Raw genomic sequence first — 26,453 nt, 5'->3', positions numbered from 1 at the left:
AGAGTGTGGCGTTAACGTTGCAAGGCTTTAGTGATGCAACGGGCAATGCCGGTGAGGCATTCACTTCTAGCAAAGTGCTAGCGATGACTCCTACTATCGCTTTTGAAACAGTAAACGATGTCACAGGCCTAACAACAGTAACCGTCAATGGTAGCAGTACTCGTTTCGAGACGGGGGACACAATAGCACTCAAAGCGGTTGATACTGATAGCTTGGAGGTTCTAGGCAGTGCAACAGTGCTAGCCGATGGTACATGGACCGTTGATCTTGATTTGTCTACTTTGAAAGAAGGAGAAATAACCGTTTATGCAAATGGTACCAATTCACTCTCTGCGACCGCTGATGAGGTGAATACGACATTCAATTACTCTAGTACTACAGCGCTTGTTGTTCCAGATTATTGGGAAAGATATTCCGCGGAGTTTCCCTCCCAGAAAGCAGCCTAAAAGAAAGCGAGCATTAAGCTCGCTTTCTTTTTACTTGGTATTAAGTGATCTAAGTCAAACGATTGGCTTTTTCTAATAATTGCGACAAATGACTTAGCGGGCTTTATACAAGGTGAAACATCTAGAATGCCTATGCCAATTTTGTTTTTGGGAGCGGTTAGTGTGATTGTGATGGTTATTTGAAAGATGCTGTGGTGAATATGCCACGTTGAGAATATGTCTTAATATTATATAGTTACACGCAATGCTATACCCCAAGTATAGAGTTCTGCATTAGGTAGTGTGAACTACCTGACGTTTTGTGACTGTGATGAAGCGACACCAGCCTAGCATTGCTTCAAAGTAGTTGCGCTTTTTTGTGAGTGTGACACGCGCTCACCTTTTTATTCATACTTCCTCAGTAGCAATTCATTATCAGTTGTTGCTGAGGAAGGTCATTCCTTCAGAGCCTCTCTCAGAGGTGTCATTTGCCCAATAGAAACTGTTAACTTCTGCCCAAAAATAAAAAAAATCCTTTTATTTGAATCCTTCTTTTTGATTTAAATATCTAGTTATTTTGTCTTTGTTTGTAGTTTAAATGACTTATTTTCTAGCGAATATGTCTTTTGGGTGGCTCTCAGCTTATTTGTTGATTTTTCTATGTGATTGAATGTTATAAATTAAATTAGTAGCATTAGCGCACCAAATCGTACTTGTAAGCCTTATCAGCTTAAATGTCACCGCAACCATATTTACGATGTTGGTTGTGGAGAATTCAAATGCATTTAGTTTGCAAATTTATACCTAGCTCGAAGCTTTCCTCCAGCGAGCTACCTTATGTTCTTACACCAGACGAGTGTATAGGACAGCTTTCGCGTTTGCGAAATTCAGATGACATCCTTAGAAACCTCCCTAAAGAGTTTGCGCAAAAGATTTCTCTTTCTTCTAAAAAAACGACCAGCGGATTGCTAGCAGCGATCAGAGCCGAACTTGGGAAAGGCAGTTGGGTCTCATTATCTTCCTTTGCTCGTAGGTCGCCATTAACGGACTCTCAGTTACAAAGCTTCCCTAGACTTAAATCGCTTGTTGACTCTGTATCAGCTTCGAATGAAAGCAAAGTTTTTAAAGCGGGTTACAAGCAGGTTACTGACGATGTTGCTCTAGTTCGTAGTTACACGCATGTACCTTCTGAGCCGAGCCCAGATCAAAAAATCGTTGTTGAGTTTGCAGGGCAGTGGTCCAGCAATGCAGCATGTTTGATGTTGGGTAAAACGGACGCTCAAAAAGAAAAAGTTACAGTGGGCAAGGCCGATACAGAAAATAAACACCGCAGCCTAGCGACCTTTAAAGATCTCGAATCTGAGGGCAAAACACTCTATATCAAAATCCCTTGTTCCGACCAGCCTCAGCCGATCTTGCTTAAACTCGCCGGTGACCTGCAACCCGTTGATAAAGAGACGCAGATGGATGAGTGGGATAACGTGTTGGTGCCGGTAGTTCCAGTTCATAAGAGTGATTCAGGGTATGTATCTATCGATCGCGGTTATATTTATGTCGTTTGGCAATCAGAAGTTTGGCGAGAAATCCAAGTTCAAAACGACGGACGCTTTTCTGATGTCGATCTATCACTCTACCAAAGCACTAAGTCCTCGCCTCAAAGATCGGTCGATATCAGCTTATATGATGAAGACTCCGAAGCATTTCTGTCAGGGGAAGCGTTTCAGCTGTACCAAGACGGTAAAAAAGTCTATGAGGGTGTGTTGGACGAATACGCTTGTGCCCGTGTTTTTGGTCTTACTGGAGAAGAAGTTGAGGTAGTGGTCGCTGATTGGCCTAACGAAGGCGAAACATACACAGAATTACTTCAAACCGAATTGAGTCCATTTAAGGCTGGAAGTAAAACAAAGAGAGAGCCACTTGGTGTTCCTTTGCCTCATATTTGGCTTCCATACAAAATAAACGGTAGCGTACAAAGTGATGTTGCTTTTTATTATTCTCGGACTCAACTCAATACTCAGCAACTCAATGAATTAAAGAGCGGGAATAATGAAAAAGCGGTTAAAGTAGATCTGAGTGATTATTCTTCTGCTCACAACTTTGATGCGAGCTCCGAACCTGTGATTTCGCTGCCGAATCTCGATACTCAAGTGCCAAGCAAATCAGATTACAATATTGTCAGTCAAAAAGAGCAGGGTGTTGCCGCCGCTGTTGTTAACTCCTCAAGCGAAGGCATCGTAATTACTTATAAAAGTAACCCCCAATGCGATCAACCGGATGATTATTTCCAACTGACGTGTGTTGATGAAACATGGAGCCAAAAGATTTTTTTGCGCGAGGCTGAGTTTGTGGATCAGTATTGCAAAGAAGTCGTGTTTAGTGGTTGGTTACCAGAAGTTAAAAGGGTCAATCTAACTCGTCATTGCCGATCTCATAACTCAGGTAAAACGGTCTTAATGTCAGTAATTTATCAAGACATTGAACTCACGGAACTATTATAAAATGAAACGAACAACGTTAAGTATCACGCTTCTTTCGACAGTTATGTTATTAACAGGCTGTGGTGAAGAAAGTAATCAAACTTCGAATACTGCAACAACACAATCCGTAGAAAAAGAACCCGCTCAAAAGGCTTGTTACAATGTTGGTGAAACAACGTCATTCGAACGCAAAGATGTGACAGGACCACGCTGCCAATGGCAAAGTGAGCACAACTTTATTGTCTACTCTGAAGATCTATCTAAGCCTGAATACCCAGGTACACTTCCTGTCAAACCAGGTTATGCCGTTCGCAGAGCAAAAGAGTGGCCCCGTGAAGATTTGTCTGACGTGAGCTCTTATGACAAACCTCGAATTCAGTTTTGGTGGAATAATGTCAGCTCTCGAGATCCTCTCGTAAACGATTATGAAAATGGCTATAAAATCTGGAGCATGAAAATTGATGGAACAGATTTACGCTTAGTCACGGATGATATGCCAAGCACCGCGTCACCACAGAATTTTACGATGAGTCGTTCACCTAACAATCGTTATGTGGCTTATGCATACAGTTATGGAGAGCCTCTGATTAAAGCCATTTTTGACTTAAAAACGCAACAGACTATTCAGCTAGGGAGCGCGCGGACTAAGCCATATTTGGTCTGGGCGGACGACTCTAGTTACATCTATTTCTCAGATGGTTTTAAGCGTTTTAAATACACATTAGCTACGGGAACCAAGGAGGAGGTAGATGTCGATATTTCAGAATCTACTGTCATTGTTGACGGTAAGCTCATTTACGTCGGCGATTTGGGTGTGGTTGTGTTTGATGCCAAGACTTTAAAAATGCTTTATAAAATCTTCCCCGAGGACGAATTTAAACCAGAAAAAACGATTAAGGAGCGTGTCTATGTTCAAACGGCTATCAGTCCTAATGGTAAGTACGTATGGGCGGTAAACTCATACCGTAAAGTTTTGATCAATGTTGAGGAAAAAACGTGGCTTGCGTTCTCTGACGAAGGAGAGGAAAAGAAAGCTTACGATAAGGTGGTTAACATTAGTAATGATGGCCGAGAAACCCAGGCAGGAGCAGCAATAATAACCATAAAACGCTATGGATCTGATTATCGCTATGAGTTGACTGGAAAAGGTCGACAGTCATGGAAGGTGATTCATTCTGGAAGAGTAGCTAAAACCCCAGTTCTTTATAATGCCGATGCTAACGGTGGGCGTTTTCTGGAGGTAGATAACGATGAATAATGATTTTAAATATTTACCGACAGACATCTATTTATTTGGCGTTGAGTATCCTACCGTTGATGGTAAAAAAGGTTCCGCCTATGCCGATGTGAATTCAGCTGATAACTTGGAAGTGATTGAGGCATTAAGCAATATTCGCCCTATGTCACGGCTTCCCATTGCCAAAAACTTAGGTGAGGAAAGCGCAGCCCTTTGGGCGACAGACGACTTAGGTCGTTTACATGTACTGGGCGATTCTATTCAGAAAAACCAAAAAACCAACATCAATCAGGTTTTGGCACTGCGCTCGCCAGTACATGAACTAGCACAGAAGACGTACAAGCTGTCTTTTCCTGAATGGTCAATGCTTACAGAGTTGGCGATTGGTGCACAGAGTGATGCTCGGCCAATGAAAAAGGCGTGTGCAGACCTTGTCTCTATCTTAGAAAAGCTAAAGGGGTATGACGGTGATCAAGCACTGAACTCGCTAGAAAAAAAAGTGGAATACGCTGTTACAGAAGTAAAGCGCTCACAACTCGCGCCTAAATATGAAGCAGGCACTCAAGCACTAACGGATGAGCAAGCTACATATAACAAATGGTATGACTCTGTTCCTGAAGATAAGCCCATTCGTGGCTTTATTGTACCCACGTTCTCATTTCTCGCCGTAGCATTTTCAACACAAGAGTATGCTGATGCAATTGTTAAAGTTACTCGTTTTGATGAGGAGAGCGGACAGCACCTAAACCTGCAGGGTAAAAATACCATAACGCAAGCACTGCTTGATCAAAACAGCGGTTCGCATCGCCCAATAGCTTTGTTTCCGTTGGCGTCGGAAGTTTTTATTGATGGTATGTACACCATTGAAGTGGCTTTTGACACTGAACTCATTGATGAGATCCCTGAGTTTGCATTAAATGCCACTAATGTAACTAAAGAATATGATGAGGTTGGACTTATCTCCAAAGTCAGCTACGAGCTACGAGAATACATCACGCTCAGCCAAACGACACCGTTTGGTAAGATTGCGGTTGTTGCTGGCGACATGATCTCACTTGAAGAGTCTTTGATATACCAATTTCCTACGCAGTTTAAAGCTCTACAAGCCTTCCGAATGGGGGAGCTTGAAAACCTAGAGAATAGTGGAACGACTGCCAGTATGAGTGCTGCGCTGTGGGAGGTTGGCACAAAAGTGACACCAAGTTTGGTTAATGCTGGCATTAATATTCATCAAAACCCGTCAAGTAAACACGATGTGATTGGAAGTTTAGCAAACACGTTTTGGGGGCAAGTAGACAAGGGCGCTTTACCCCCAGCCATGATTTCGGCATTGGAGTTTTCATTTGGGGTATCGGCGACTGCAGCAGCTTACCAAACTCTTCAAGATTTACGCCAAGCAGCATCGGAATCTGAGCGTGCAGCTCAAGTGGGCTTAAAAACGCTTCTCAAAGAGAAAGGGTTTGATAAAAGTAAGTTCTTTACCAAGGTTATTGAACCTGCGAGAAATGGTAATGCCCACGTTGTGGCGGGGAGTGCTGCTAGAACGTGGTTGACAGGTAACGGCAGTGTCAAAAGCTTTTTGTCGCCCTTTGCTGGGGCCGGGCTCAATGCAATTAACACCTTCTATGAGATAAAAGCGGTCACTGACAAAAGCGAGCAATTACGCTTAGCAGAAGAGAAAGCTAAACTCAGGAAAAGTTATTTTGAGCAGGTATCACGTGATTATCTGAACTGGGTACCAGTCTGGAAAGAAAGTCTGAAGAGCGGGGAATTACTACTTAAGCAAATCATAGATAAGTTAGGCGACAATGTAACGTTTACTGACAGCATTCCTAATGACGTTGCTGAAGACAGTGCAATGTTTGTTAAAGACCATAAAGGTGCCGGTTTACGTTTGGTTTTTCCTTTTGATAACAACCAGGTTCAAGCCCCGCACTTGTCGTATTTGGCTGCGGTCGACAAAGAATTATCTAAGATTCCAAATGCCGTTGTTGAAATCGAAGGGCATGCCTGTCAAAACGGTGATTCAGAATATAACCAAAACCTTTCGCAACAGCGAGCGCAGCATGTTGCTGAGTTCTTTTCTTCAGTCAGTGATATTCGATTTTTTGGCGAACGTCGACCGATAGTCGAGGTACCAAACAACGAAATCAAACGCGAAAACGCGCAACTTAATATTAACCGGCGTGTTGAAGTTCGAATCTATCTACAAGAGTTTGCGGCGAGAATTCCACCGAGTCGACTCGGCTTTAAGGCTATGGAGCAAGCGCGTTTAGCTCAGTTAGATGCGAACTTGGGAGAAGAAGCAATTGCAAAAGAGCTCAAGCTAGCTATCTTCGAGATGATCGTTGGTATGGCTTGCTATGTTCCGATAATAGGACAGGCAGCAAGAGGCTTTTTCGTTGTCAAAGAAGGCGGGAAAATGCTGATGAGTGGCGCCCAGTTGCTAGACTCTGTGCTCTTCGATTATTACTTGTCTTCCTACAACGAAGTTAGAAAAAGCATATCTGCAATTGAACAACTTAGCCATGAAACCACAGAAATTATTGATTCATTGGCTGAGATTGATACCCAATTGACTGAGTTGTATTTTACGTCTTCAGATGCGTTAGTTGAGCACTTAGGAAAAGCTACGGGTGCAAAGGAGTTGATTAAGCGCTATCAACGCCGTGCACTTGCTATTAATGGTTTGGTACTTTTGATTCAAAGAGCTTGTGCTGAGGGCGAACAAGAGTTCACAAAGCAGTGGCAAGTATTAGCCATCGATGAATACATTCAGCGATATATCGAAACCGATGGCTGGGTATTAAACACAGAGTTAAAAGAAAATTTGTGTAACTTGTGGCTCCAAGAACTCATGCGTCGTGAGGGACACAAGCAACTAATTGAAAGTTACGGTGAAGAAATCGCTGAACAAGTCATCACTCGTAATAAAGCCAACTATATTGCTCCAAAAAGGAAAGATGTTTCCGGGGCGTTTAATGTTGCGTTTCCAGTGCAAGACAAGCTCTATAATCGCGATCAACAACGAGGCTTAGTGGAGTTTGCGACACAGTTTAATGTTGAGTCTAAAAAATTATCAGAAGAGGACCTAGGGTTCGTTAGGTTATTAGTCTCTGAGCCTCATGACAATTCTAAATGGGTCACCTTTGATGAGTGGGAAAAGGCACGATTAAAAGCAAATAAAAAGGTGCGATTATCGCCTTTCCACCGTTTGAAGTGGCAAATGGTGTTAGGCAAACAAAGTCTAAAACAGATGACGTCAAATGTGTTTCAGTGTGAGATGTCTTATCAGCGCACTGATGGTTTACTTAATACCAGTGGACCTAAGTTTAATTTGATGTTCAAACCAATGAAACACGAGGAATTTAGTGTAGACCCCAAAGGTGAGTTGGCCGAATTTTTTGAGGCGGAAAAAGTAGACAGCAAAGTCCTTATTGGTTGTGAGTTTGAGCCGTATTTTTACTTTGGTGATGATGTCTTCTCTGGAGTGAAGCCTTTGATCGCCAAGCATGACTTAGTCGATTATAGCGGCTACTTATCTAAAGTTGCTCTCGGTCCGATTTTTGGGCAGGTGATAAAAATTGACTCCCAACAAGATGTACTCAAAGAATATGTAAACAGCGGTGGCTTCAAAAATATGACCTATGAGTTCACCCTATCTGGAAGCAACTATAAGCTACCAGTACGAGTGGACAAGACTGTCGGACGATTTATTACGTCACCTAGACAGATTCCTGTAGGGGTTGATACAAACCATAACCACACACTCTCTGCTAAATCGGGCTTTATAGCGAACGGAAATAGTGTGTCAGAGAAAGACTTGTTAACGCTAGACTTTGTCTTACATAGTAAAGTTCATAAAGGCCCAACAAAGCCTGTTATCGATGACATTAAACACAGTGCGATTGCGGTCAACTACGGGAATAAACGACAGTTTATGAACGAGGACAGTATGTTTACTACTGCAGATGAGCTCAAAGGCTTTGATTGGACTTCGAATAAGTCATTCGCTATGGAAGTTATGCTCATTGTTGGCAAGCACAGAAAAGAGTCGTATCAGGGCCAAAATCTTGAATGGCAGAGTGTTCCAGTTTCACTAAAGCTCTCAACCACTTTTGATAATGAAGCCGTATTCGGCTCTGAAACTACCTCTGGTCCTGAGTATCTAAGTAACCTTACTTATATTGGGATACTAAAGAAGGATGGTTCGAAATGGACGCTAGATGACAGCGATGTGATTAACAAAAATATAAACGCAGACTTTGTTTCTGAGGCTCTATCCAACATAGACATGGATGAAGATTTCGATGGTAAGGTCGTCTACGCGTCTCGATTCGAGTTCGCATTTAAAGCGCTGAACGGGCAAGAAATCAAGGGACTTCGACCATTTGGACCCGTTGTTTCGACATCTGGACGATTCCAAGAAGCAGTTCTAAAGGTGTCCTCTCTAGTACAACGTAATACAGCGGAAAAAACGCCGTTTAAACTTGGAAGCTTTGAGATGTCGTTGGGCAGGCAGTACAAAAATGTAGATGAGTTATCTTATTTTTCTGATTGTGAAGACCCAAACTATAAAGTTGATAAAGATATGTACATCAACTGGGCAAAACTGAAACCAGAAGAGCGTACAGAACGTATGGTAACTTGGATTAGAGATCCATACTTGGCAACCATCATTGAAGCGTCGATTCTCAATAAATAAAAAAACCGCCTTCGGGCGGTTTTTCTTTTCTTATCAATGGAAGCTGAATTTCTCGCTTCTCGCTTAACCCGCAGCGGAAATATCGTATTTCTTCATCTTATGGTTGAGGGTACTCATTGGAAGTGCCAATTGCTCGGCGGCTTTCTTGGTGTGCCAATTACAGGCATTTAAGCAATCGATGATCACTGTGCGCTCGTATTGGCTGACAACGTCCTTAAGGCCTATTGAAGCGTCCTCTAAATCCGCTTGTGCTGGCTCGTAAGCGGGTTGTTCTGGGGTAGGTGGTGCTGCTTTTACTTCAACACTTGGCGTATCTTCTGGGATTTGTTCACCAAACTCAATGTGAGTGATGGTTTCAAAATCGGACAGCAGTACTGAGCGCTCGATGATGTTTTTCAGCTCACGTACGTTACCCGGATAAGAGTACGCAAGAAGCTGTTTACGCACGTTGGCACTTAACCCCGGCGCTTGCGGTAAGCCCAAGGTCTTGGTCGTGTGCTGCACGAAATGTTCTGCGAGAGGAATAATATCTGATTCACGTTCTCTCAAGGGAGGCAGCGTAATCGGGAATACATTCAAGCGATAGAACAAGTCAGCACGGAACCCGCCATCTTTGATCTGCTGCATAAGATTACAGTGGGTTGCGGCGATTACGCGCACGTCGACTTCAATCTCTTTACTGGCACCGACAGGGCGAACCTTACGTTCTTGCAGCACACGCAGCAATTTTGCCTGCAGTAGCATTGGCATATCACCAATCTCATCTAGGAATAGCGTGCCACCGTTGGCTGCTTCAAACAGGCCCACTTTATCTTTGTCTGCGCCTGTGAATGAGCCTTTCTTATGCCCAAAAAGTTCAGACTCCAACAACTGCTCTGGAATAGCCGCACAGTTTTGAACGATCAAAGGCTGGTCTGCTCGGTTAGAGTTCTCGTGAATGTACTTCGCGATCACTTCTTTACCTGCACCAGTTTCACCACGCAACAGAACGTCGACAGGAAGAGATAGCACCTTATCAAGACGATTCAAGACATTGAGCATTTCTTCGCTCTCTGCAATCGGGCCTTGGTAGGTTTTCTTGGTACGCTTTTTAAGCTGAGTGTTCTCACGGAGCAGTGCTTGATTGTCGGCACTCAGGCTTTTGATCACTTGCCCATATTGCTCTAACCACACCGCTTGGCGAATATTGCTTGCGGCCATACGACAGAACTCAGTGAGTGCGGCTTCGTTGTCGATAACGCTTAAATCGAGCAATACTAACAGGCCGATGGTTTTACTATCGTTGTCGATAAGTGGCCAAGCCAATAAGTTTTCGCTCTTTAGTCCAAGTATCTGCTCGCTTTGATAAATGCTTTCACAGTCGTAACCGTTGTACTTATACAGCTCGTTGATCAACACCACTTCACCATTGCGAATCGCAAAGTTAAATGGGTCGTTCTCACTGGCAGAATCTATCTGCAATGCTTCCCAAGGGTGGGAAACAATCGTTTTATCGTTATGGTGAGCGGTACTTGGGATCAACGCTTGACCAGTCTGGTCTAAAACGTAAATGATGCCATGCTTTGCGAGGGTCATTTGTCTCGCAGCGGTCAACACGGCATCTAACGTTTGGGTCAGCTGGCTGCGATCAGCCAAAGATTGGCTGATCGCAAGTAGGGCGTTGCTAAGTTCGCTATGGTTAGCTGAACGCATAGGTTAGTGTTCCTTGCTCATCGACAGAAACTGCGATTTGCGTATGTGAATCATCCTTGTCATGCACCAATAGCTGTGTCGATAGCTGCGGCAGTAACTGACGGTTGATGACCGCGTCAATGTTACGTGCGCCTGTTTCAGCAAGGCGACAGTTACCCAGTACGAATTCAACCAAGCTTTCTTCGTAGCTCAGAGACAATTTGTGATGGCTCTGTAGACGCTGAGAGACTTTGTTCAGCTTATGGTGAATGATTTCTGTCATTGCTTCATCAGATAGCGGAACAAACGGAAGCACAGACATACGTGCCAACAGCGCCGGTTTGAAGTGTTGGTTCAAAGTAGGGCGGATAGCTTCTGCGATGATGTTTGCATCAATGTCTTTTGATTGATGAACTAAAGATTCAATCTCGTGCGTCGCAAGGTTGCTGGTCATGATGATCAGCGTGTTCTTGAAGTCGATGGTTCGGCCTTCGCCGTCGTTCAGCGTACCTTTGTCGAACACTTGGTAGAACAGGTTCAGCACTTCTGGATCGGCTTTTTCAACTTCATCAAGAAGTACAACAGAATATGGACGTTGACGTACCGCTTCTGTCAGCATGCCGCCTTCACCGTAACCTACGTAACCCGGAGGTGAACCAATTAGGCGAGATACCGTGTGCTTCTCTTGGAACTCAGACATGTTGATGGTCGTCATAAAGCGCTCACCACCAAACATTTGATCAGCGATCGCACGAGCGGTTTCGGTTTTACCTACACCACTTGGGCCAACCAGCAGGAATACGCCTGTCGGTGCATCTGGGTTGCCTAATCCTGCTTTTGCGGTTTGAATGCCTTCAGACAGTGCATCGATAGCGTATTCTTGGCCTTTGATGCTTTGTGTTAGGCTTTCTTTCAGTTTTAGTGTGGTTTCTGCTTCGTCTTGAAGCATCTTACCCATTGGAATACCAGTCCAGTCCGAGATCACGTGGCTGACTTCATCTGGACCCACTTCAAAGTGAACCAGTGGGTTGCCATTGCGGATTGCGTCTAGCTGTTCTTGGCAGGCTGAAATTGCAATGCGAACGGCTTCTTCATCCATTTCTGCATATGGAGAAACGTCTTGCTCTTGTTCTGATTCTTCGTCTGCAACAAGCTCTTCTTCATTTGTTTCGCCAAAGACCAGTTCATGCAAGCGAGAGCGTAGAGCAATCATCTCTTGGATCTGCTCTTTTTCTTTATGCCATTGGGCTTCTTGCTCTGCCAGCTCTTCTTTCGTTGTTTCCATTGCAAGTTTTAGGTCTGGAATGTTAGCAAGGCTGTGCTTGTCGCCAGTTTGCTGCAGAGCATCACGCTCAAGTGCTTCTAGCTCGCGCTGTTGAGCTGCAAGTTCTTGCTGAAGAGTCTCAACAGAAGCAGGAATAGCATTCAGGCTGATGTTCACTCGTGCACACGCCGTATCTAGCACATCGATCGCTTTGTCTGGCAGTTGACGGCCAGAGATATAACGCGCAGAAAGTGCTGCCGCAGCAGTGATGGCGTCATCACGCACGTAAACATTATGTGACTTCTCGTATGCAGGGCGAAGACCACGAATGATCAATGCTGCTTGCTCAGGAGACGGTTCGTCGAGTTTCACCAATTGGAAACGACGTGCAAGGGCAGGATCTTTCTCGAAGTACTTCTTGTATTCCGACCAGGTTGTCGCTGCGATGGTTTTCACTTCACCACGTGCTAGGGCAGGTTTTAACAAGTTTGCTGCGTCGCTGCCGCCCGCTTGGTTACCGCCACCAACAAGAGTGTGTGCTTCATCGATGAAAAGAATTATAGGGGTTGGCGAGTTTTTCACTTCATCCAATACCGCGTTTAGGCGTTTTTCGAATTCACCTTTTACGCTTGCACCTGCCTGCAGAAGACCCATGTCCAAGCCGTAAAGCTCAACACCTTTGAGGTTGTCTGGTACGTCACCTTGTACAATCTTAAGTGCCAAGCCTTCTACTACTGCGGTTTTACCAACGCCCGGTTCACCAACAGCAATAGGGTTGTTTTTACGGCGACGAGCAAGAATGTCCACGATTTGGCGGATTTCTTGGTCACGGCAGAAAACAGGATCGATTTCGCCTTTGCGTGCTTTACCCGTAAAGTCGGTCGTGAACTTGCTCAGTGCTGAACCATCTTCACGAGCTTGTGTTTTCTCTGAAGTCGCGACTTGCGCCTCAATAGAGTGGCTTGTTAGCTCTGCAAAATTACGCTTAAGGCTGTCAGGGTTTACGGCTTCAAGGATAGAGGCGTAACCGTGTTGGCCGTAACGTAGAGGATTGCTAACAAGAGTAAGGAGTAGGGCGCCAGAGCGGATTTGTGTTTCGGATAGATCTAAAGAAGAAACCAGCCAACTTTCTTGTAACCATTCGATTAATAAAGCAGAAAAAACAGGTTTGCTGCCATTTCCCTTGGCGTTGGTGTCGAGGGTGGATCGAATCGATTGTCTTAGCAAGTTCTCAGAACAATCAAAATGACTTAATAAGACGTCAAAATCACTATTTGGCCTTTCTAATAGACTCAGTAAATAATGCTCGATTTGAACTTCGGTTGCTTTTTCAGAAACTGCAAGTGCAGCTGCGTCTTCTAACGCCACTTTTGCAATAGGGTGGAGACGCTGAATTAATGAAGAAAGGTTTATATTTATCATAGCCATTTTATTCTTTAGAGGAAAAGAGGTAGCGGCTATTATACTAAAAGTGATAACACTCTTTTTTTATCAAGATATTTTGCCTAGCGTTTGTTGGTGATTTTAATGACAAAATTAGTGGGAATATTTACGGTTGATTATCTTGGTTTGTCATACTGAATTAATTCTTAGTTAATATGACTAAATAGATAGTTTTATTAACTTTATTCTGTTCTTGATATATGGTTATTTTCACTTTTTATTATTGAAACAATTTATTATTATCGATTTCCAACTTTTTGGTTTTTTATCCAATAAATTGTACTTAATAAATTGATAAATAAAGCCCATTTTTAGCTAAGTGATTGTATTGTAAGGTTTATAAAAGTTGGCATGGAGTTTGATTATACTAAGTAGTCGCGGTGATAAGCGATTTGGTGATTTAAACAAAACAGATTTTAGAAAAGGAAATAACGATGCCAACTCCAGCATATATGTCTATCAAAGGTGAAACTCAAGGTCACATCACTAAAGATACTTACTCTGCAGATTCTGTAGGTAACACATGGCAAGAAGCTCACGTTGATGAGTTCCTAGTACAAGAACTTGATCACGTACTAACAGTGCCACGTGACCCACAAAGCGGTCAGCCAACTGGTCAACGTGTACACCGCCCAGTTGTTGTAACTAAAGTTCAAGACCGTTCTTCTCCGCTACTATTCAACGCACTAGTTTCTGGCGAAAAACTTCCTGAGTGTGTGATTCGTTTCTACCGTACTTCTGTTCAAGGTAAGCAAGAGCACTACTACTCAATCAAACTGATTGATGCGCTACTTGTAGATATCCAAACTCGTATGAACCACTGTCAAGACGCTGCAACAGCAGACCGCGTGACAGAAGAAGTTCTTAAGCTGACTTACCGTGCAATCGAAGTAACTCACGAAAACTGTGGTACAGCTGGTAACGACGACTGGCGTGCTCCACGCGAAGCATAATTGCTTTTTGCGTAAAGATTCAGGGCCAACAATTGTTGGCCCTAATTCGATTATTTGTATCAGGTAAAAGATATGGTGAATGACGTAGAATTTAAATTTGAAGTGCCAGGGTGTGGGCACGACTTTCGAGTAGAAAGCTTTCAAGTGAATGAAGAGCTTTCGAAGCCTTTTCACATCAGTCTCTCATTACTTTCACTTGATCCAGATATTTCTTTTGATGCCTTGATTCGTAAAGCTGGCACGTTAACTCTTTATGGACAGGGTGTAGGTGCTGCACGCGTATTCAACGGGGTAGTAAACGAAGTTCGTTACCTAGGTACGGGTCGTCGCTTCTCTCGTTATCAATTGGTTCTGGTTCCTCAAGCTTGGTTCTTATCTCAGCGTCAAGACTGTCGCATCTTCCAGCAGAAATCTGCGAAAGACATCATCACGGAAGTGCTTGATGATGGCGCAGTTACCGACTATCGATTTGAAGTCTCGGGTACTTATCCTCCGAAAGAATACGTACTGCAATATCGTGAATCTGACCTTCAGTTCGTTCAGCGAATGATGGCAGAACACGGTATGTGGTATTACTTTGATCACACTGATGCGAACCACACCATGGTGATTGTGGATAGCAACGATGCTATTGCGCCTTTGGTGAGCTCTCCTATCAACGCTTCTTATATTGGACCGATTGTTTACCACTCTGATGGCGGCGGTGTTGCTGATCGCGAGCACATCTCTGATCTTGAGCTTGTTAACCGCGTACGAACAGGTCAGGTTACGTACACGGACTACAACTACGAGCAGCCAAAGATTCCACAAGAGATGACGCATGCAGGTGATCTCGACCAAGATCTCAAGCAGTTTGATTATCCGGGTCGTTATGTTGATCCTGCAATGGGGCAGGTGAGAACGACTGAATGGATGTCTGAGCACATTGTTGATAATCAACAAGTTGAAGCAAGCAGTGATGTGATGCGTTTGGCATCCGGCTATAGCTTCAACATCAGTGATCACCCTCGTTCGGCGATCAACCGTGATTACATCATGTTATCAGTGATGCACACAGGACAAGACCCACAAGTGCATGAGGACGAAACAAGTGGTATGCCAACTACGTACTACAACCAGTTCTCTTGCATCCCTCGCGACGTGGTATTCAAAGCTCCTAAACTGGCGGCTCCGCTTGTAGACGGCCCTCAAACGGCGGTAGTGGTTGGTCCAGCAGGCGAGGAGATCTACACCGATAAACTAGGACGAATCAAAGTTCAGTTCCACTGGGATCGTTACGGCGATAACGATGAGCACGCAAGCTGCTGGATTCGCGTAAGTCAATCTATGGCGGCTCCTACTTGGGGGGCGGTTTATTTGCCACGTATTGGCCATGAAGTTGTCGTTACCTTCCTTGAGGGAGACCCAGACCGACCGCTTGTAACAGGCGCGGTGTACAATGGCCTGCATTTCCCTCCGTACTCATTGCCAGAAAACAAAACGCGTACCACGTTCCGTACTCAAACGCACAAAGGCACTGGCTACAACGAACTGAGTTTTGAGGACGAAGCGAACCAAGAAGAAGTCTACATTCACGCTCAAAAAGACATGTCGACGAAGGTACTCAACAACCGTTACCGAGACATCGGTCAGGATGAGTTCTTAAAGGTCGCGCGTCACCAAACTAATGAAGTGCATGGTGATCATAAAGAAACTATTGATGGCCACAAGACAACACAAGTAAACAGCACGTTTACTGAGACGGTAGAACAAGACGTCACTGTGACTTACAACGCCAATGAAACTCAGTATGTGAAAAACAATTCTGATTTGGAAATTGGTGATAACCGTACAACTAAGATCGGCAAGAATGACGACTTGGATGTGGGTGAAAACAGCAACCTGACTGTCGGCGCTTCTAAGAGCTCTGATGTTGGTGCTGACGATAACCAAACGGTAGGTGGTAACTTAACCGTATCGGTGAAAGGTAACACGTCTTACAAAGCCGATGGTGCGACGCAAATCATCAGTGGTGACAAGATTGTATTGAAAACCGGTGGTTCTTCATTAGTGATGAACAGTGACGGTTCAATCAAGCTTTCTGGTTCTTCAATCACCATTGAAGGCAGCGATAAAGTCGTCGTGAAAGGTGGTAACGTAGCGATTAACTAATGATGGAAAAACAACCTCTTATTGCAGAAACCATCACGAAACAGCAAGCCGAATCACCGGCTTGCTTTTCGCGTTTTGGAACCATAGTCGCCATTAACGAGTCAACGGGCAGTGTCCGTGTCGATTTTGATGGTAATCCATTCAATCAACCGCTCACTGCAAGGTTAGGGCGCGGCTTTCGTCGCAGTGAACTACAAATGGCAATAGATAATAAACTGAGTTGCCGTATCGAATTTATGAACGACGACTTAAGCTTGCCTCTCGTGACGGACATTTTTTTCTCTATTCTGAATGACTCTGATGAGTTCGTGTTAAGAGCGAAAAAGATGGTGATAGAAACCGAGCAAGAACTGATCGTCAAGAGTGGTGAGACAGAAACGCGCTACAGTGGGCGTGATGGCCGAATTACGACGAAAGCGAAATACGTCACCTCACAAGCAGAAAAAGCTCAAAAGATTCAAGGCGGAACGATCGCAATTAACTAGTTACCTTGAGTTAGCTAATTACTTCGTATTAGCTACTTACTTTGAGTTTAACTAATTGCAATCGCGTTATCGCAGGCTAATAACGGATAAGTAGATGCGACAAAGAATCGGTGTTGAACACCTAAATGCCCCCATAACTAACCAGCTCGTTGAAAGCGCTTTAGCAAAAGCAGAGAAGGCGACCAACGAGCTTTCCCAATTACCGGCATCTTGGCTGGGTTTCTGTAATGAAAAGTTATCGATAGCATCCGAGAGTCTCGGTTTTTTACTCAAACAACGTGTCCAAATCCACAAACGTGGTTACCCAAGCCGAGAGATTGAGTATCTCAAATTGATAGAACGTCAGATTGAAGAGCTCAAACAGGTTTATCTCTCGTTCTATCGACTTACCCCAGGGCTGTTCCATCAACTAAAAAACCAAGAACCAGAAATTTATGTTTGGCTCGCGCTACAGAATGAACTTGGTTCAGATATTGATAATCTATTAGTTGGCTTATCGGTACTTGAAGAGTTAGATAGCAACACAGCGATGGTGTTTGTGACTCAATCGCCCGTTGAACACCTCGACAGTGTGATGTCAGAACTGATTGAAGGTAACTCGAAAACAAGCGCGTTTTATTTTGAATGCTTACGTGTAAGGCAAGCATTAAGCGTTGCTCTGATTAAGCGCTGGCATAAAGCGGAAATCATTCGTTCCAATGTCGCATTACCCCTGTTGGCATTACAAGATGTAGAAGAGGGCATTGAGTGGATTAATGAGCATGCGAATGGAGAGCAGTATCTGTTCGAACGCTTGATCACCAAACGTGATAGAAGCACTTGGTTCCGCCAGTGTTTTGGTATTGACCCGAGTGGATTGCCTTCGGCACAAGTGCTGACTTTCGCCAAACTTTTGGAGCTCAAAGAGTTTGAATCCTTTGATATATCTTCATCGCTGGCGCCTGTTGATTTTGCACTAACGGGTGATTGGAAATTGGTGCCTGAGATCATCGAGCAGTTAGGACGACTAGAAGAAGATGAAGGCGAGGTTTGGATTCAAGCCCTGTATGTCGTCTACGGAAAGCTCCTTCCTCTTACTCCTCAAGAAATAGGTGTTGAGTATGAGTGGGAAGAGATTGTCGATTTACTCAATGAGTGGCTTGAAGACGACAAGTACGTTCAAAACTTACCAAGTCGTTTGGGGTATTCACTGAGTTTCGAATCTACTTTGGCAGCAATGCAAGATGCCAATATAGACGTGATGTTTCGTGATTGGCTATGGCGACAACTCTGTATTCAATCTAGGGCTTATGTGCCTTGGGATATGGCGATGCCAATTCACCAACAAGATTGGAACTTCAACAACTTAAAAGCAGCACCTTCTGCGAGCGAACGATTCAACTTAAGGAATAGCAATGCAGTTATGGGACATTGAAGCGCACCCCGAGCTATCGCTTAAAGGGCGCTTTCAGCGTGATGAAAACGGCGATGAAGTGTGGGTTGTTGTCGCGAAGCGTACTTGGCAGTTTGATGGTGCAGTATGGCATGAGTTGGGCGAAAGCGAGATTTTTGATGATCCTCAATATTTGGGAGAAGAAGGCTTCTCGGCAATGAAAATGGACCATGAATTCGCCTATACCAAAACTAATACTGACGTGCTGGTCTACGGAAAGGCGCGTAGCTATGCGAAGAAACCGGTGACTTACCAAGAGTGCCGCGTGTTGATTGATGGCCATATCGACAAGACACTTGCTATTCACGGTGAACGTGTATGGGTAGAGCATGGTGGCAGTATTACGCTCAGCAAACCGATTCCTTTCATCGAAAAAGACATTGACTATACCTGTGCCATTGGCGGTGACTTACGGAACCGTATTGGCGGCGGTGTTGCCGATTCCAGTAAAGAATTAGTTGAGCAAAAGGTGCCTTCGGTGTTTTATCCAAAAGAAGATTGGAGTGCGACAGGGAAAAAACTGCGTGTGGCCGGTTTTGGGCCGATACCTCCGTTCTTTGAATCTCGTCAAAAGTTGGCGGGTACGTTTGATGACGATTGGATTGAAAACCGCAAACCAATGTTACCGGTCGACTTCGATAGACGCTTTTTCCAAAGCGCATCTGTTGACCAACAATGTAAAGGTTTCCTTCACGGTGGTGAACGTTTGATGATGAGTGGCTTTTGTCATGACGATACGATTTCATTTCGTATCCCTAAAGAAAAATACCGTGCAATTGCTACGTTCAAACAAGATACTTATCAAGCCGATATGTCGATGTATACCCTATTTGTCGATGCTGAAAAGAAAACGATTTCAATCAGTTATACCTCCGTATTTCCTTGTCAGGGGAAAGAACACCTGTTGGTATCAACGTCCATCACGAAACTGGCAGAGGTAAGTGAGCATGCATAATTCGACAGGCCGCTATGTCTTAGGAATGGAAGTGGTGACGCCGATGGGCATGAACCTCGATATCTCAAGCAGTGTCGCTCATGCTGATTTAGCCAGATTTGAACAAATCGTTGGAGAAGACGGGATTGAGCGCTTTACCTACGCGAAAATCGAATACACCAAAGACTCTGAGTTGTTAGAAAAAACGTGTGAGATAACGAGTTATCTACTCGATTCTTTATTGATGCAGTTACCGCGTTCTTTGAAACCGATTCCATTATTGATCGCCGTGCCAAGCTCTGTCTCTCTAGTAAAGGTGCAGGAATGGCTTGGTGAAAGTGACTATTCTGACTTTCTTTCTGTGGTCCAAGCAGTGCATGCAAGCGGGCCTAGCTTTGTGCTACAAGCCATGAAATCACTCGATAAATACGACGCCATGATGTGTGTGAGTGTCGATTCGTTAGTGAGCTCCCTTGACTCGTTAATAAGTGAAGCAATGGTTATGAGTACCAATAATCCATGGGGCGTTATTCCAAGTGAAGGTGGTGCGGGGTTGATTCTGTGTCGAAGAAATACAGTAGAAACATTAAAACTCAACCCCCAAGCGCAATTAGGCTATATCGATACGGAATTAAATTCGTCAGATAGAAGAGGGATGTTTCGGTTGGTTCAACGTTCAAGTAAAAAACTGGCATCCTTTGGTGAGGTTTTTTCGGATATGTCAAACTTACGTGCTCACACTGAAGATTATGGTTTCGCTTTGGGTGCAAAGGCGGAACGCTTTACTTATCCAGAACAACCTCAACTTATCAATGAGTTATGGGGAACGATGGGAAGCTCATCTTCGCTTGCTTTGGTCGCTTATGCTGTTAAAAACCACCACTTTAACCAACCTACATCATTGCTGATGTTTGACTTTAATGGTGATAAAGGGCTACTCCAATTATTAGCCTGTTAATTGGATCACACACTTATAAATAGTGAAATAGGCAAAGTTTTTATGATCGGTATTTAAGATGCCAAAACAAGGGAACTAATGTAGTGAAAGCGTAAGTCAAAGCGACTTATAAATTAGTAATTATCACTAAAGTAATAGACTTACTGTTCGTTTTAAATACCAGCCTTGAAACAAGGATGTTTCAGCAAATATTATTTCGCTCTAATAATATTTGTTCGATGAAAGAGTGCAGAGTGTCTGATAAGCAGGGAGCAGCCAAAGGATATATTGATCAATTGGTTGTTAAAGCCATTGAAAAAAAGAAACAGAACGAGCAAAGATTGGCGCAAAAAAATAAGCCAAAGCTTGAGTACGTTCTTTTTTCGCAATTTGATGTACTAGACACGCTGCCTTCAAAAAATGGTAGAACTACGGTTTACCATCTCGCCAAGAAAGGCCAGCCAGAAAAACAAATCTGCTGCAAAGTCGTCAACGAAGAGGCGCCAGAAGTTGCCAGCAAAATGTTGGTTAATGAAGCCAGTCGACTAGAGATTTCCCAGCATCCAAGTGTTGCTGAGTTTATTAAAGTCGGCAACGAGTTCGAACGTCCGTATTTGATGTATGAGTGGATTCAAGGCGAATCTCTCGCAGAAAAAATGGAACGTCACTCGACTAAGGGCTTTCGTCACGATCACATTGCTTGGCTCGTGTATCAACTGGCTGGTGCGCTTGAGTTTATGCACACCAGAGGCATCTGCCATCTCGATATCAAACCATCCAATGTGCTGGTCAGTGAGGGCGATTACGTCAAGCTGATTGATTTTGGTGCGGCTCGTTATATTGGGGAGACTGAGACGCATGCCGAAGCCAGTCTGAGTTACGCCTCGCCGCTTTATCTAGAGACAGGCACAACCGAGCCGCAAGACGATGTGTATTCTCTAGCTTTACTAACCGGACATCTATTTATCGGTGCTATTTTTGGTGATGCTTGGCATAAACAGTTAAAAGATCGCAAGCGACCTGCACTCATTCCCAACCACATTTGGAAGCTGCTGAAGCAAGTCATCAATAATCCGAGAGGGCATGGCTATACAGCCATCTCATTTGCCCAACAGCTCGCACGTATTGATACGCAGTCGATTGATTCACAATCAAACGCGCCAATTTTTAGTAGCTTACGCAATGCAGATTTATTACTGACGCATTGCAAACCGCAAGATAAGTCTGGCTATGGACGTTTCAAAATTTTAGAGGCGAGTTTGGTGCTCAGCGTGATTGCGATTACTGGCAGCTACTTGTACCAACAAAACCAGCCAGAATGGAAAACCATTGTTAAGTCTGAGCCATCGATTTCACAGGCTGAAACACCTTTGGTTAGTACGATTAAGCCAGCACAGACGGCCTCTTTCTTAGCGCAGCCACCCTGGGATATTGAATTCGCTCTTAATGATATGGAAAAGAACGTGGTGACTACTGCGCCATATCGTGAAGCTTTCCAAGTACAACAGATGAAACTGTCTAAGTTGTACAAGAAGAACCAAAGCCAGTTGACCGCTTATCAAGACTTAGCGGATGACTTACCAAAAACCTTAGTCGATATTCGCAAAGAGTTGGTTACGTTGCGTGAGAAGCTTGTCGATGATGGAGCGCTGTTTCCTTATGCTGATAAAACCCTGACCAAAGTGATGGCAGGTTTGAACGTTGCTGCGGTTGATTCAATGAAATTGTCTGCCGTTGCGGGCAGCAAAGATGAGCAAATCGCTAATTTGATTTTATCGGGTGAAGCGAAGCAAGCAGATGATGAAATGAAAGCGGCTTGGTTACTCAATCAGTCAGAAGCTTATTTCTACAGCCAGATACTGCCGAAACGAGTCTTAGAAAGCATTAATGAATCCATTGAGCAACATGCGAAGGACCATTACTACACTAAAGCGATTGACGAAGCAAAAGCCGCAAAAGCTTACTTTGGTAATACGCCAGAACTCAGTAAAAAAGTGAAAGATCTGATTGTCGCAAGAAGTGAATTCATCTTGTTTAGCACAGTGACAGAACAGTCCATTTTTGATCAGCAAAAACTGCATGACTCACTGGCGGATCTAGAGCGTAACGCACCCAAAAAATTCAGCGAGATTACCGAGCTCCTTAACGGTATGGCATCAGATTCCATCGACAAAAGTCATCAACTGTCTAAACCAGCACGTGGTGCGATCGCTGTGGAAAGAGCCATTAAAGATTATCTTTTATCTGAAGGGCGAGGTTAGTGATGTCAGTGATTGATATTGAACGCTTGCTTACTCCAATTTCAGACGCAAATCCAGTCGGTGAAGACGCGCGTTATGAGTTTTGCTACGAAATGATGGAAGCCGAAGTGAAGAAGTTTGGCTCTTTGTTTGGGGAAACTGTGGAATGGGGTGTCGTCAAAACGCACGCTACCGAGGTTCTTGAACATCACAGCAAAGATCTTAAGGCGATTTGTTATCTCATTCGTGCACTTACAGAAGAGTCAGACTTGCAAGGTTTTGAACAGGGCTTGCAGCTGCTTAATGGGGCGTTAACGAAGTTTGGTGCGAATCTTTACCCAACCAGAAAGCGAGGTAGAGATGGCGCCGTTGAGTGGTTAAACCATCAGTTTAAGCTGGTAAGTGGTAAGTTAGCGGAAAGTACACAACCTTGGGAGCTTGTCTCTCGTTGTATCAGTACGATTGAAGACGTACAGCGCCAGTTTGATGATATTTTCCAAGATTCAGAGGCGGATTTCTTTGAGATTCGTACCCAGCTGAATATCTTATCGCAACAAGCTGGAGCGGACTCTCACGAGGCGGGTACGACATCTTCAGCGGAACAAAGTGCGTCCGCTCAATCTGTGCAAGCGGAAAACGCAGAAGAAGCCCCTAGGCCAGTAGCGGAGCAACCATCAAGCAGTCAAAGCGTATCGGCTGTAGCTAAACCGAAAGTGGCCAAAAAAGCCGCGGCGCCGGAGGTTGATGTTGATACGGATTTCTCCTCACCAACTGCTTCTAAACGCACCTTGAAGAAGGTTGCGGAGGTCATGCTTTATTCCAACGCGAGCGACCCACTTGCCTATCGAATTTATCGTCATCTGACTTGGGATGACATTGATGACTTACCCGATCATCAAAACAACGAAACACCGCTCAGTTTAGCGGTCTCTTCCGATCAACAAGCGGAGTATCGTGACAAGGCCAACCAAGAAAGTGATATCGATACGATTAAGCGTTTAGAGCGCACACTAACCGATGCGCCTTTTTGGCTGACGGGCCACTTCTATGTCTATTCAATGCTCACCAATCTGGGCTTTGACGATGCCGCAATGGCGGTGAAGCAAGAGGTGAGACGTTTCGTTGAATCACTGGAAGGCATTGAACACCTTTCATTTAAGAATTCTATACCATTTGCGGACGAAGCAACTTTGGCTTGGTTATCGACTCAAGTTGCAGGTTCATCGGGCTCGCCAGCAGTCATTCAGACCGTGGTGATTACCGAGGACGATTCGTCGCTAATGGAGGATATCACCCTAGAAAACCTAGGGGAGCGTGCTGCAGAACTTGCTCGCAAACTCGAACTGGATAGCTCGGGACGTGGGCAATTTTTGCTGTATTTACAATTGATAACAGCTTACCAGTCTGTTGGATTATACCCGTTGTGCTTGCCGTATCTTGAGAAGGGTTGGGACGTACATCAGGAATTTAATCTTGAGAGCTGGGAACCACACTTATCTTTGCAACTAAAAGACCTAATTCGAAAAACACTCCATCCGTTATTCCGAACCAAGGATCTTTTACCTGCCAAGTATGAACAGTGGAAAGCAATTTATGACTGATTACAGAGTTAGATAAGGAACTAATTATGTCACGTGACGGCTCGGTGGCTCCTAAAGAGCGAATTAATATCCGTTATGTTCCAGCAACTGGTGATACGCAAGACGACGTTGAACTGCCGCTGAGCATGATGGTGGTTGGTGACTTTACTGCACGTGCAGATGAGACGCCAATCGAAGAACGTACGCCAATCAATATCGACAAAGACAACTTTAACGAAGTGCTAGAAGGCATGTCTCCAAACGTTAGAGTAAACGTTGAAAACCGCCTTTCTGATGAAGAAGGTGCGCAAATCGGTGTTGATCTAACGTTTGAAAACATGAAGGACTTCTCTCCTGAAGCGATCGCGAAAAGCGTACCAGAGCTAAATAGTCTGCTCGAGCTTCGTGAAGCCTTGGTTGCACTGAAAGGTCCTCTAGGTAACGTTCCTGCGTTCCGTAAGAAGATCGCATCGGTTCTTCAAGATGAAGAAGCGAGAAAGAAACTGTTGGATGAACTAAGCATTGGCAACGACCAAGAAGCGAAAGAAGAGTAAGGGATATCATGTCTGCAGAAGCACAAGCGCCAGAACAAGAAGCAGCCTTAGTTGAATCAGGGTCACTTCTGGATAGCATTCTTAACGAAACTCGTTTAAAGCCAAGTGATGAAGGTTTTGATGTTGCAAAACGCGGCGTAGAAGCATTCATCAGTGAGCTACTAAGCAGTTCGACCACAGAGAAAGTCGATCAATCTTTGGTTGACCTGATGATCTCTGAAATCGACCAAAAATTGTCAAAGCAAGTTGATGCCATTCTTCACAACGAAGAAGTGCAAGCCATCGAATCGACGTGGCGTGGTCTTAAGTACCTAGTTGACCATACTGACTTCCGTGAGAACATTCAGATTGAACTGATCTCTGCGAAGAAAGATGAAGTACTAGACGATTTCGAAGACGCACCGGAAGTGGTGAAGTCTGGTCTATACAAACAGATCTACACTCGTGAATACGGTCAATTTGGTGGTAAACCTGTTGGCGCGGTAATCTGTGACTACGACCTGTCTGCATCATCTCCAGACATCAAACTGATGGAATACATGGCGAACGTGGGTGCGATGTCTCACGCACCGTTTATCACGTCTGCATCTTCTAAGTTCTTTGGCCTAGACAGCTACGAAGAGCTACCAAACCTAAAAGACCTTAAGTCTGTATTTGAAGGCCCACAATACACGAAATGGCGTGGCCTGCGCGAGCACGAAGACGCACGTTACCTAGGTCTGTGTACGTCTCGCTTCATGCTTCGTACGCCTTACTCGGTTGAAGATAACCCAATCAAAGCATTTGATTACGACGAGCAAGTAACAGACAGCCACGACAACTACCTATGGGGTAACTCAGCGTACGCTATGGCGTCTAAGATCAGCGAATCTTTCGCTAAATACCGCTGGTGTCCAAACATCATTGGTCCTCAAAGTGGTGGTGCGGTTCAAGATCTACCAGTTTACAACTTTGAAGCGATGGGCCAAATCGAAACTAAGATCCCAACTGAGATTCTTGTTTCTGACCGTCGTGAATATGAACTGGCAGAAGAGGGCTTTATTGCGCTAACGATGCGTAAAGGTTCTGACAACGCGGCATTCTTCTCGGCGAACTCTATTCAAAAACCAAAAGTGTTTGCGAATACGCCAGAAGGTAAGCAAGCAGAGATGAACTACAAGTTGGGCACACAGTTGCCTTACATGTTCATCATCAACCGTCTAGCACACTACATCAAAGTGCTACAGCGTGAGCAAATCGGTTCTTGGAAAGAGCGTTCTGACCTAGAAATCGAATTGAACAAGTGGATTCGTCAGTACGTATCTGATCAGGAAAACCCGCCAGCAGAAGTACGTGGTCGTCGTCCACTACGTGCTGCGAAGGTTGAGGTATCAGACGTAGAAGGCGATCCAGGTTGGTACAAAGTATCAATGTCTGTACGTCCTCACTTTAAGTACATGGGCGCAAGCTTTGACTTGTCACTCGTTGGCAAGCTAGACCAATAACCCATTGCTGATAATATCAAGCAGCCAGTGAAGACTGGCTGCTTTTTTCGTAGGACCGGATATGGAAAAAGGTTATCGTCTTTTAGAGCGCATCGAGCTTGGTGAGCCCAAAAACTGCTACGAGAAAGTCGTTTCTCATCGTCATTTAATCGAATCCATTCACTCGCATTTGGCGGATTTGCTCAACACGCATTCGGGCAATGCGATGATAGATAGTGAATACGGCTTACCTGACTTTAACGACGTACTCTCCAACAATACGAACCTCGTTCGCCACATTCAAAACAACATCACTTCAACCATAGAACGCTTTGAACCGCGATTGCTGAATGTCGAGGTTCATTACCGAGAAGACCACCACAATCCTTTACAGCTTGGGTTTGGTATTCGAGGTGAGGTTTCCCATAACGGCGGTAAAGTCCCAATGTCTATTGACGTCTACATGGGAACTGACGGCCAATTTAACGTTTAGTAGGTGCCA

The 26,453-nt window shown here is 44.4% G+C and carries 17 protein-coding genes; 15 read left to right on the top strand and 2 right to left on the bottom strand.

Annotation, left to right across the window (positions count from 1 at the left end; genetic code table 11):
* The 4 genes from VJL_RS13300 to VJL_RS13285 form a co-directional block, all read left to right on the top strand.
* On the top strand, positions 1-446 hold a 446-nt coding region (locus VJL_RS13300; RefSeq protein ID WP_081634968.1), incomplete at its 5' end, for a hypothetical protein.
* Positions 447-1,204: 758 nt separating this feature from the next.
* Positions 1,205-2,923, top strand: a complete 1,719-nt coding sequence (locus VJL_RS13295; protein WP_038878588.1) for a hypothetical protein — start codon at positions 1,205-1,207, stop codon at positions 2,921-2,923.
* Position 2,924: 1 nt separating this feature from the next.
* Complete coding sequence (locus VJL_RS13290; RefSeq protein ID WP_038878586.1) at positions 2,925-4,160, top strand: hypothetical protein; 1,236 nt, start codon at positions 2,925-2,927, stop codon at positions 4,158-4,160.
* Positions 4,153-8,844, top strand: a complete 4,692-nt coding sequence (locus VJL_RS13285; protein WP_038878584.1) for an OmpA family protein — start codon at positions 4,153-4,155, stop codon at positions 8,842-8,844. The genes VJL_RS13290 and VJL_RS13285 overlap by 8 nt, the downstream gene beginning before the upstream one ends.
* Before the next feature lie 63 nt (positions 8,845-8,907).
* On the opposite strand, the gene VJL_RS13280 is transcribed toward VJL_RS13285, so the two are convergent.
* Both VJL_RS13280 and tssH read right to left on the bottom strand, forming a co-directional pair.
* Entirely contained in the window at positions 8,908-10,536 is a 1,629-nt protein-coding gene (locus VJL_RS13280; RefSeq protein WP_038878582.1) for a sigma-54-dependent Fis family transcriptional regulator, read from the bottom strand.
* Positions 10,523-13,201, bottom strand: coding sequence for a type VI secretion system ATPase TssH (tssH, locus tag VJL_RS13275; protein WP_038878595.1), 2,679 nt, complete (start codon positions 13,199-13,201; stop codon positions 10,523-10,525). Before tssH ends, VJL_RS13280 begins: the two co-directional genes overlap by 14 nt.
* Before the next feature lie 455 nt (positions 13,202-13,656).
* On the opposite strand from tssH, the gene VJL_RS13270 reads away from it, so the two are divergent.
* The 11 genes from VJL_RS13270 (at position 13,657) to tssE (ending at position 26,444) form a co-directional block, all read left to right on the top strand.
* Complete coding sequence (locus VJL_RS13270; RefSeq protein WP_038867845.1) at positions 13,657-14,175, top strand: Hcp family type VI secretion system effector; 519 nt, start codon at positions 13,657-13,659, stop codon at positions 14,173-14,175.
* Between the two features lie 72 nt (positions 14,176-14,247).
* Entirely contained in the window at positions 14,248-16,326 is a 2,079-nt protein-coding gene (locus VJL_RS13265; RefSeq protein WP_038878580.1) for a type VI secretion system Vgr family protein, read from the top strand.
* Entirely contained in the window at positions 16,326-16,811 is a 486-nt protein-coding gene (locus VJL_RS13260; RefSeq protein ID WP_038867841.1) for a hypothetical protein, read from the top strand. The genes VJL_RS13265 and VJL_RS13260 overlap by 1 nt, the downstream gene beginning before the upstream one ends.
* Before the next feature lie 94 nt (positions 16,812-16,905).
* Positions 16,906-18,225 carry a hypothetical protein gene (locus VJL_RS13255; RefSeq protein ID WP_038878577.1) on the top strand — a complete coding sequence of 440 codons (1,320 nt, stop codon included), beginning with the start codon at positions 16,906-16,908 and terminating at the stop codon, positions 18,223-18,225.
* Positions 18,206-19,198, top strand: coding sequence for a DUF2169 family type VI secretion system accessory protein (locus tag VJL_RS13250; protein WP_038878574.1), 993 nt, complete (start codon positions 18,206-18,208; stop codon positions 19,196-19,198). Before VJL_RS13255 ends, VJL_RS13250 begins: the two co-directional genes overlap by 20 nt.
* Positions 19,191-20,135, top strand: a complete 945-nt coding sequence (locus VJL_RS13245) for a hypothetical protein (RefSeq protein ID WP_038878571.1) — start codon at positions 19,191-19,193, stop codon at positions 20,133-20,135. Before VJL_RS13250 ends, VJL_RS13245 begins: the two co-directional genes overlap by 8 nt.
* 233 nt (positions 20,136-20,368) lie before the next feature.
* Complete coding sequence (locus VJL_RS13240) at positions 20,369-22,375, top strand: serine/threonine protein kinase (protein ID WP_038878569.1); 2,007 nt, start codon at positions 20,369-20,371, stop codon at positions 22,373-22,375.
* A gap of 2 nt (positions 22,376-22,377) precedes the next feature.
* The gene (tssA, locus tag VJL_RS13235; RefSeq protein WP_038878566.1) at positions 22,378-23,955 is read left to right on the top strand and encodes a type VI secretion system protein TssA; all 1,578 of its coding nucleotides are present in this window, start codon (positions 22,378-22,380) and stop codon (positions 23,953-23,955) included.
* 26 nt (positions 23,956-23,981) lie between these two features.
* Positions 23,982-24,488, top strand: a complete 507-nt coding sequence (gene tssB / locus VJL_RS13230) for a type VI secretion system contractile sheath small subunit (RefSeq protein WP_038867828.1) — start codon at positions 23,982-23,984, stop codon at positions 24,486-24,488.
* A gap of 8 nt (positions 24,489-24,496) precedes the next feature.
* Positions 24,497-25,972, top strand: coding sequence for a type VI secretion system contractile sheath large subunit (gene tssC / locus VJL_RS13225; RefSeq protein ID WP_038878565.1), 1,476 nt, complete (start codon positions 24,497-24,499; stop codon positions 25,970-25,972).
* Positions 25,973-26,033: 61 nt separating this feature from the next.
* Entirely contained in the window at positions 26,034-26,444 is a 411-nt protein-coding gene (tssE, locus tag VJL_RS13220; RefSeq protein ID WP_038867824.1) for a type VI secretion system baseplate subunit TssE, read from the top strand.
* Positions 26,445-26,453: the final 9 nt, after the last annotated feature.

It is taken from the genome of Vibrio jasicida CAIM 1864 = LMG 25398 (assembly GCF_000400365.1).
Classification (GTDB): Bacteria; Pseudomonadota; Gammaproteobacteria; order Enterobacterales; family Vibrionaceae; genus Vibrio; species Vibrio jasicida.
The sequence above is the reverse complement of the archived record's forward strand: the minus strand, read 5'-3'. Positions and strand labels throughout refer to the sequence as shown.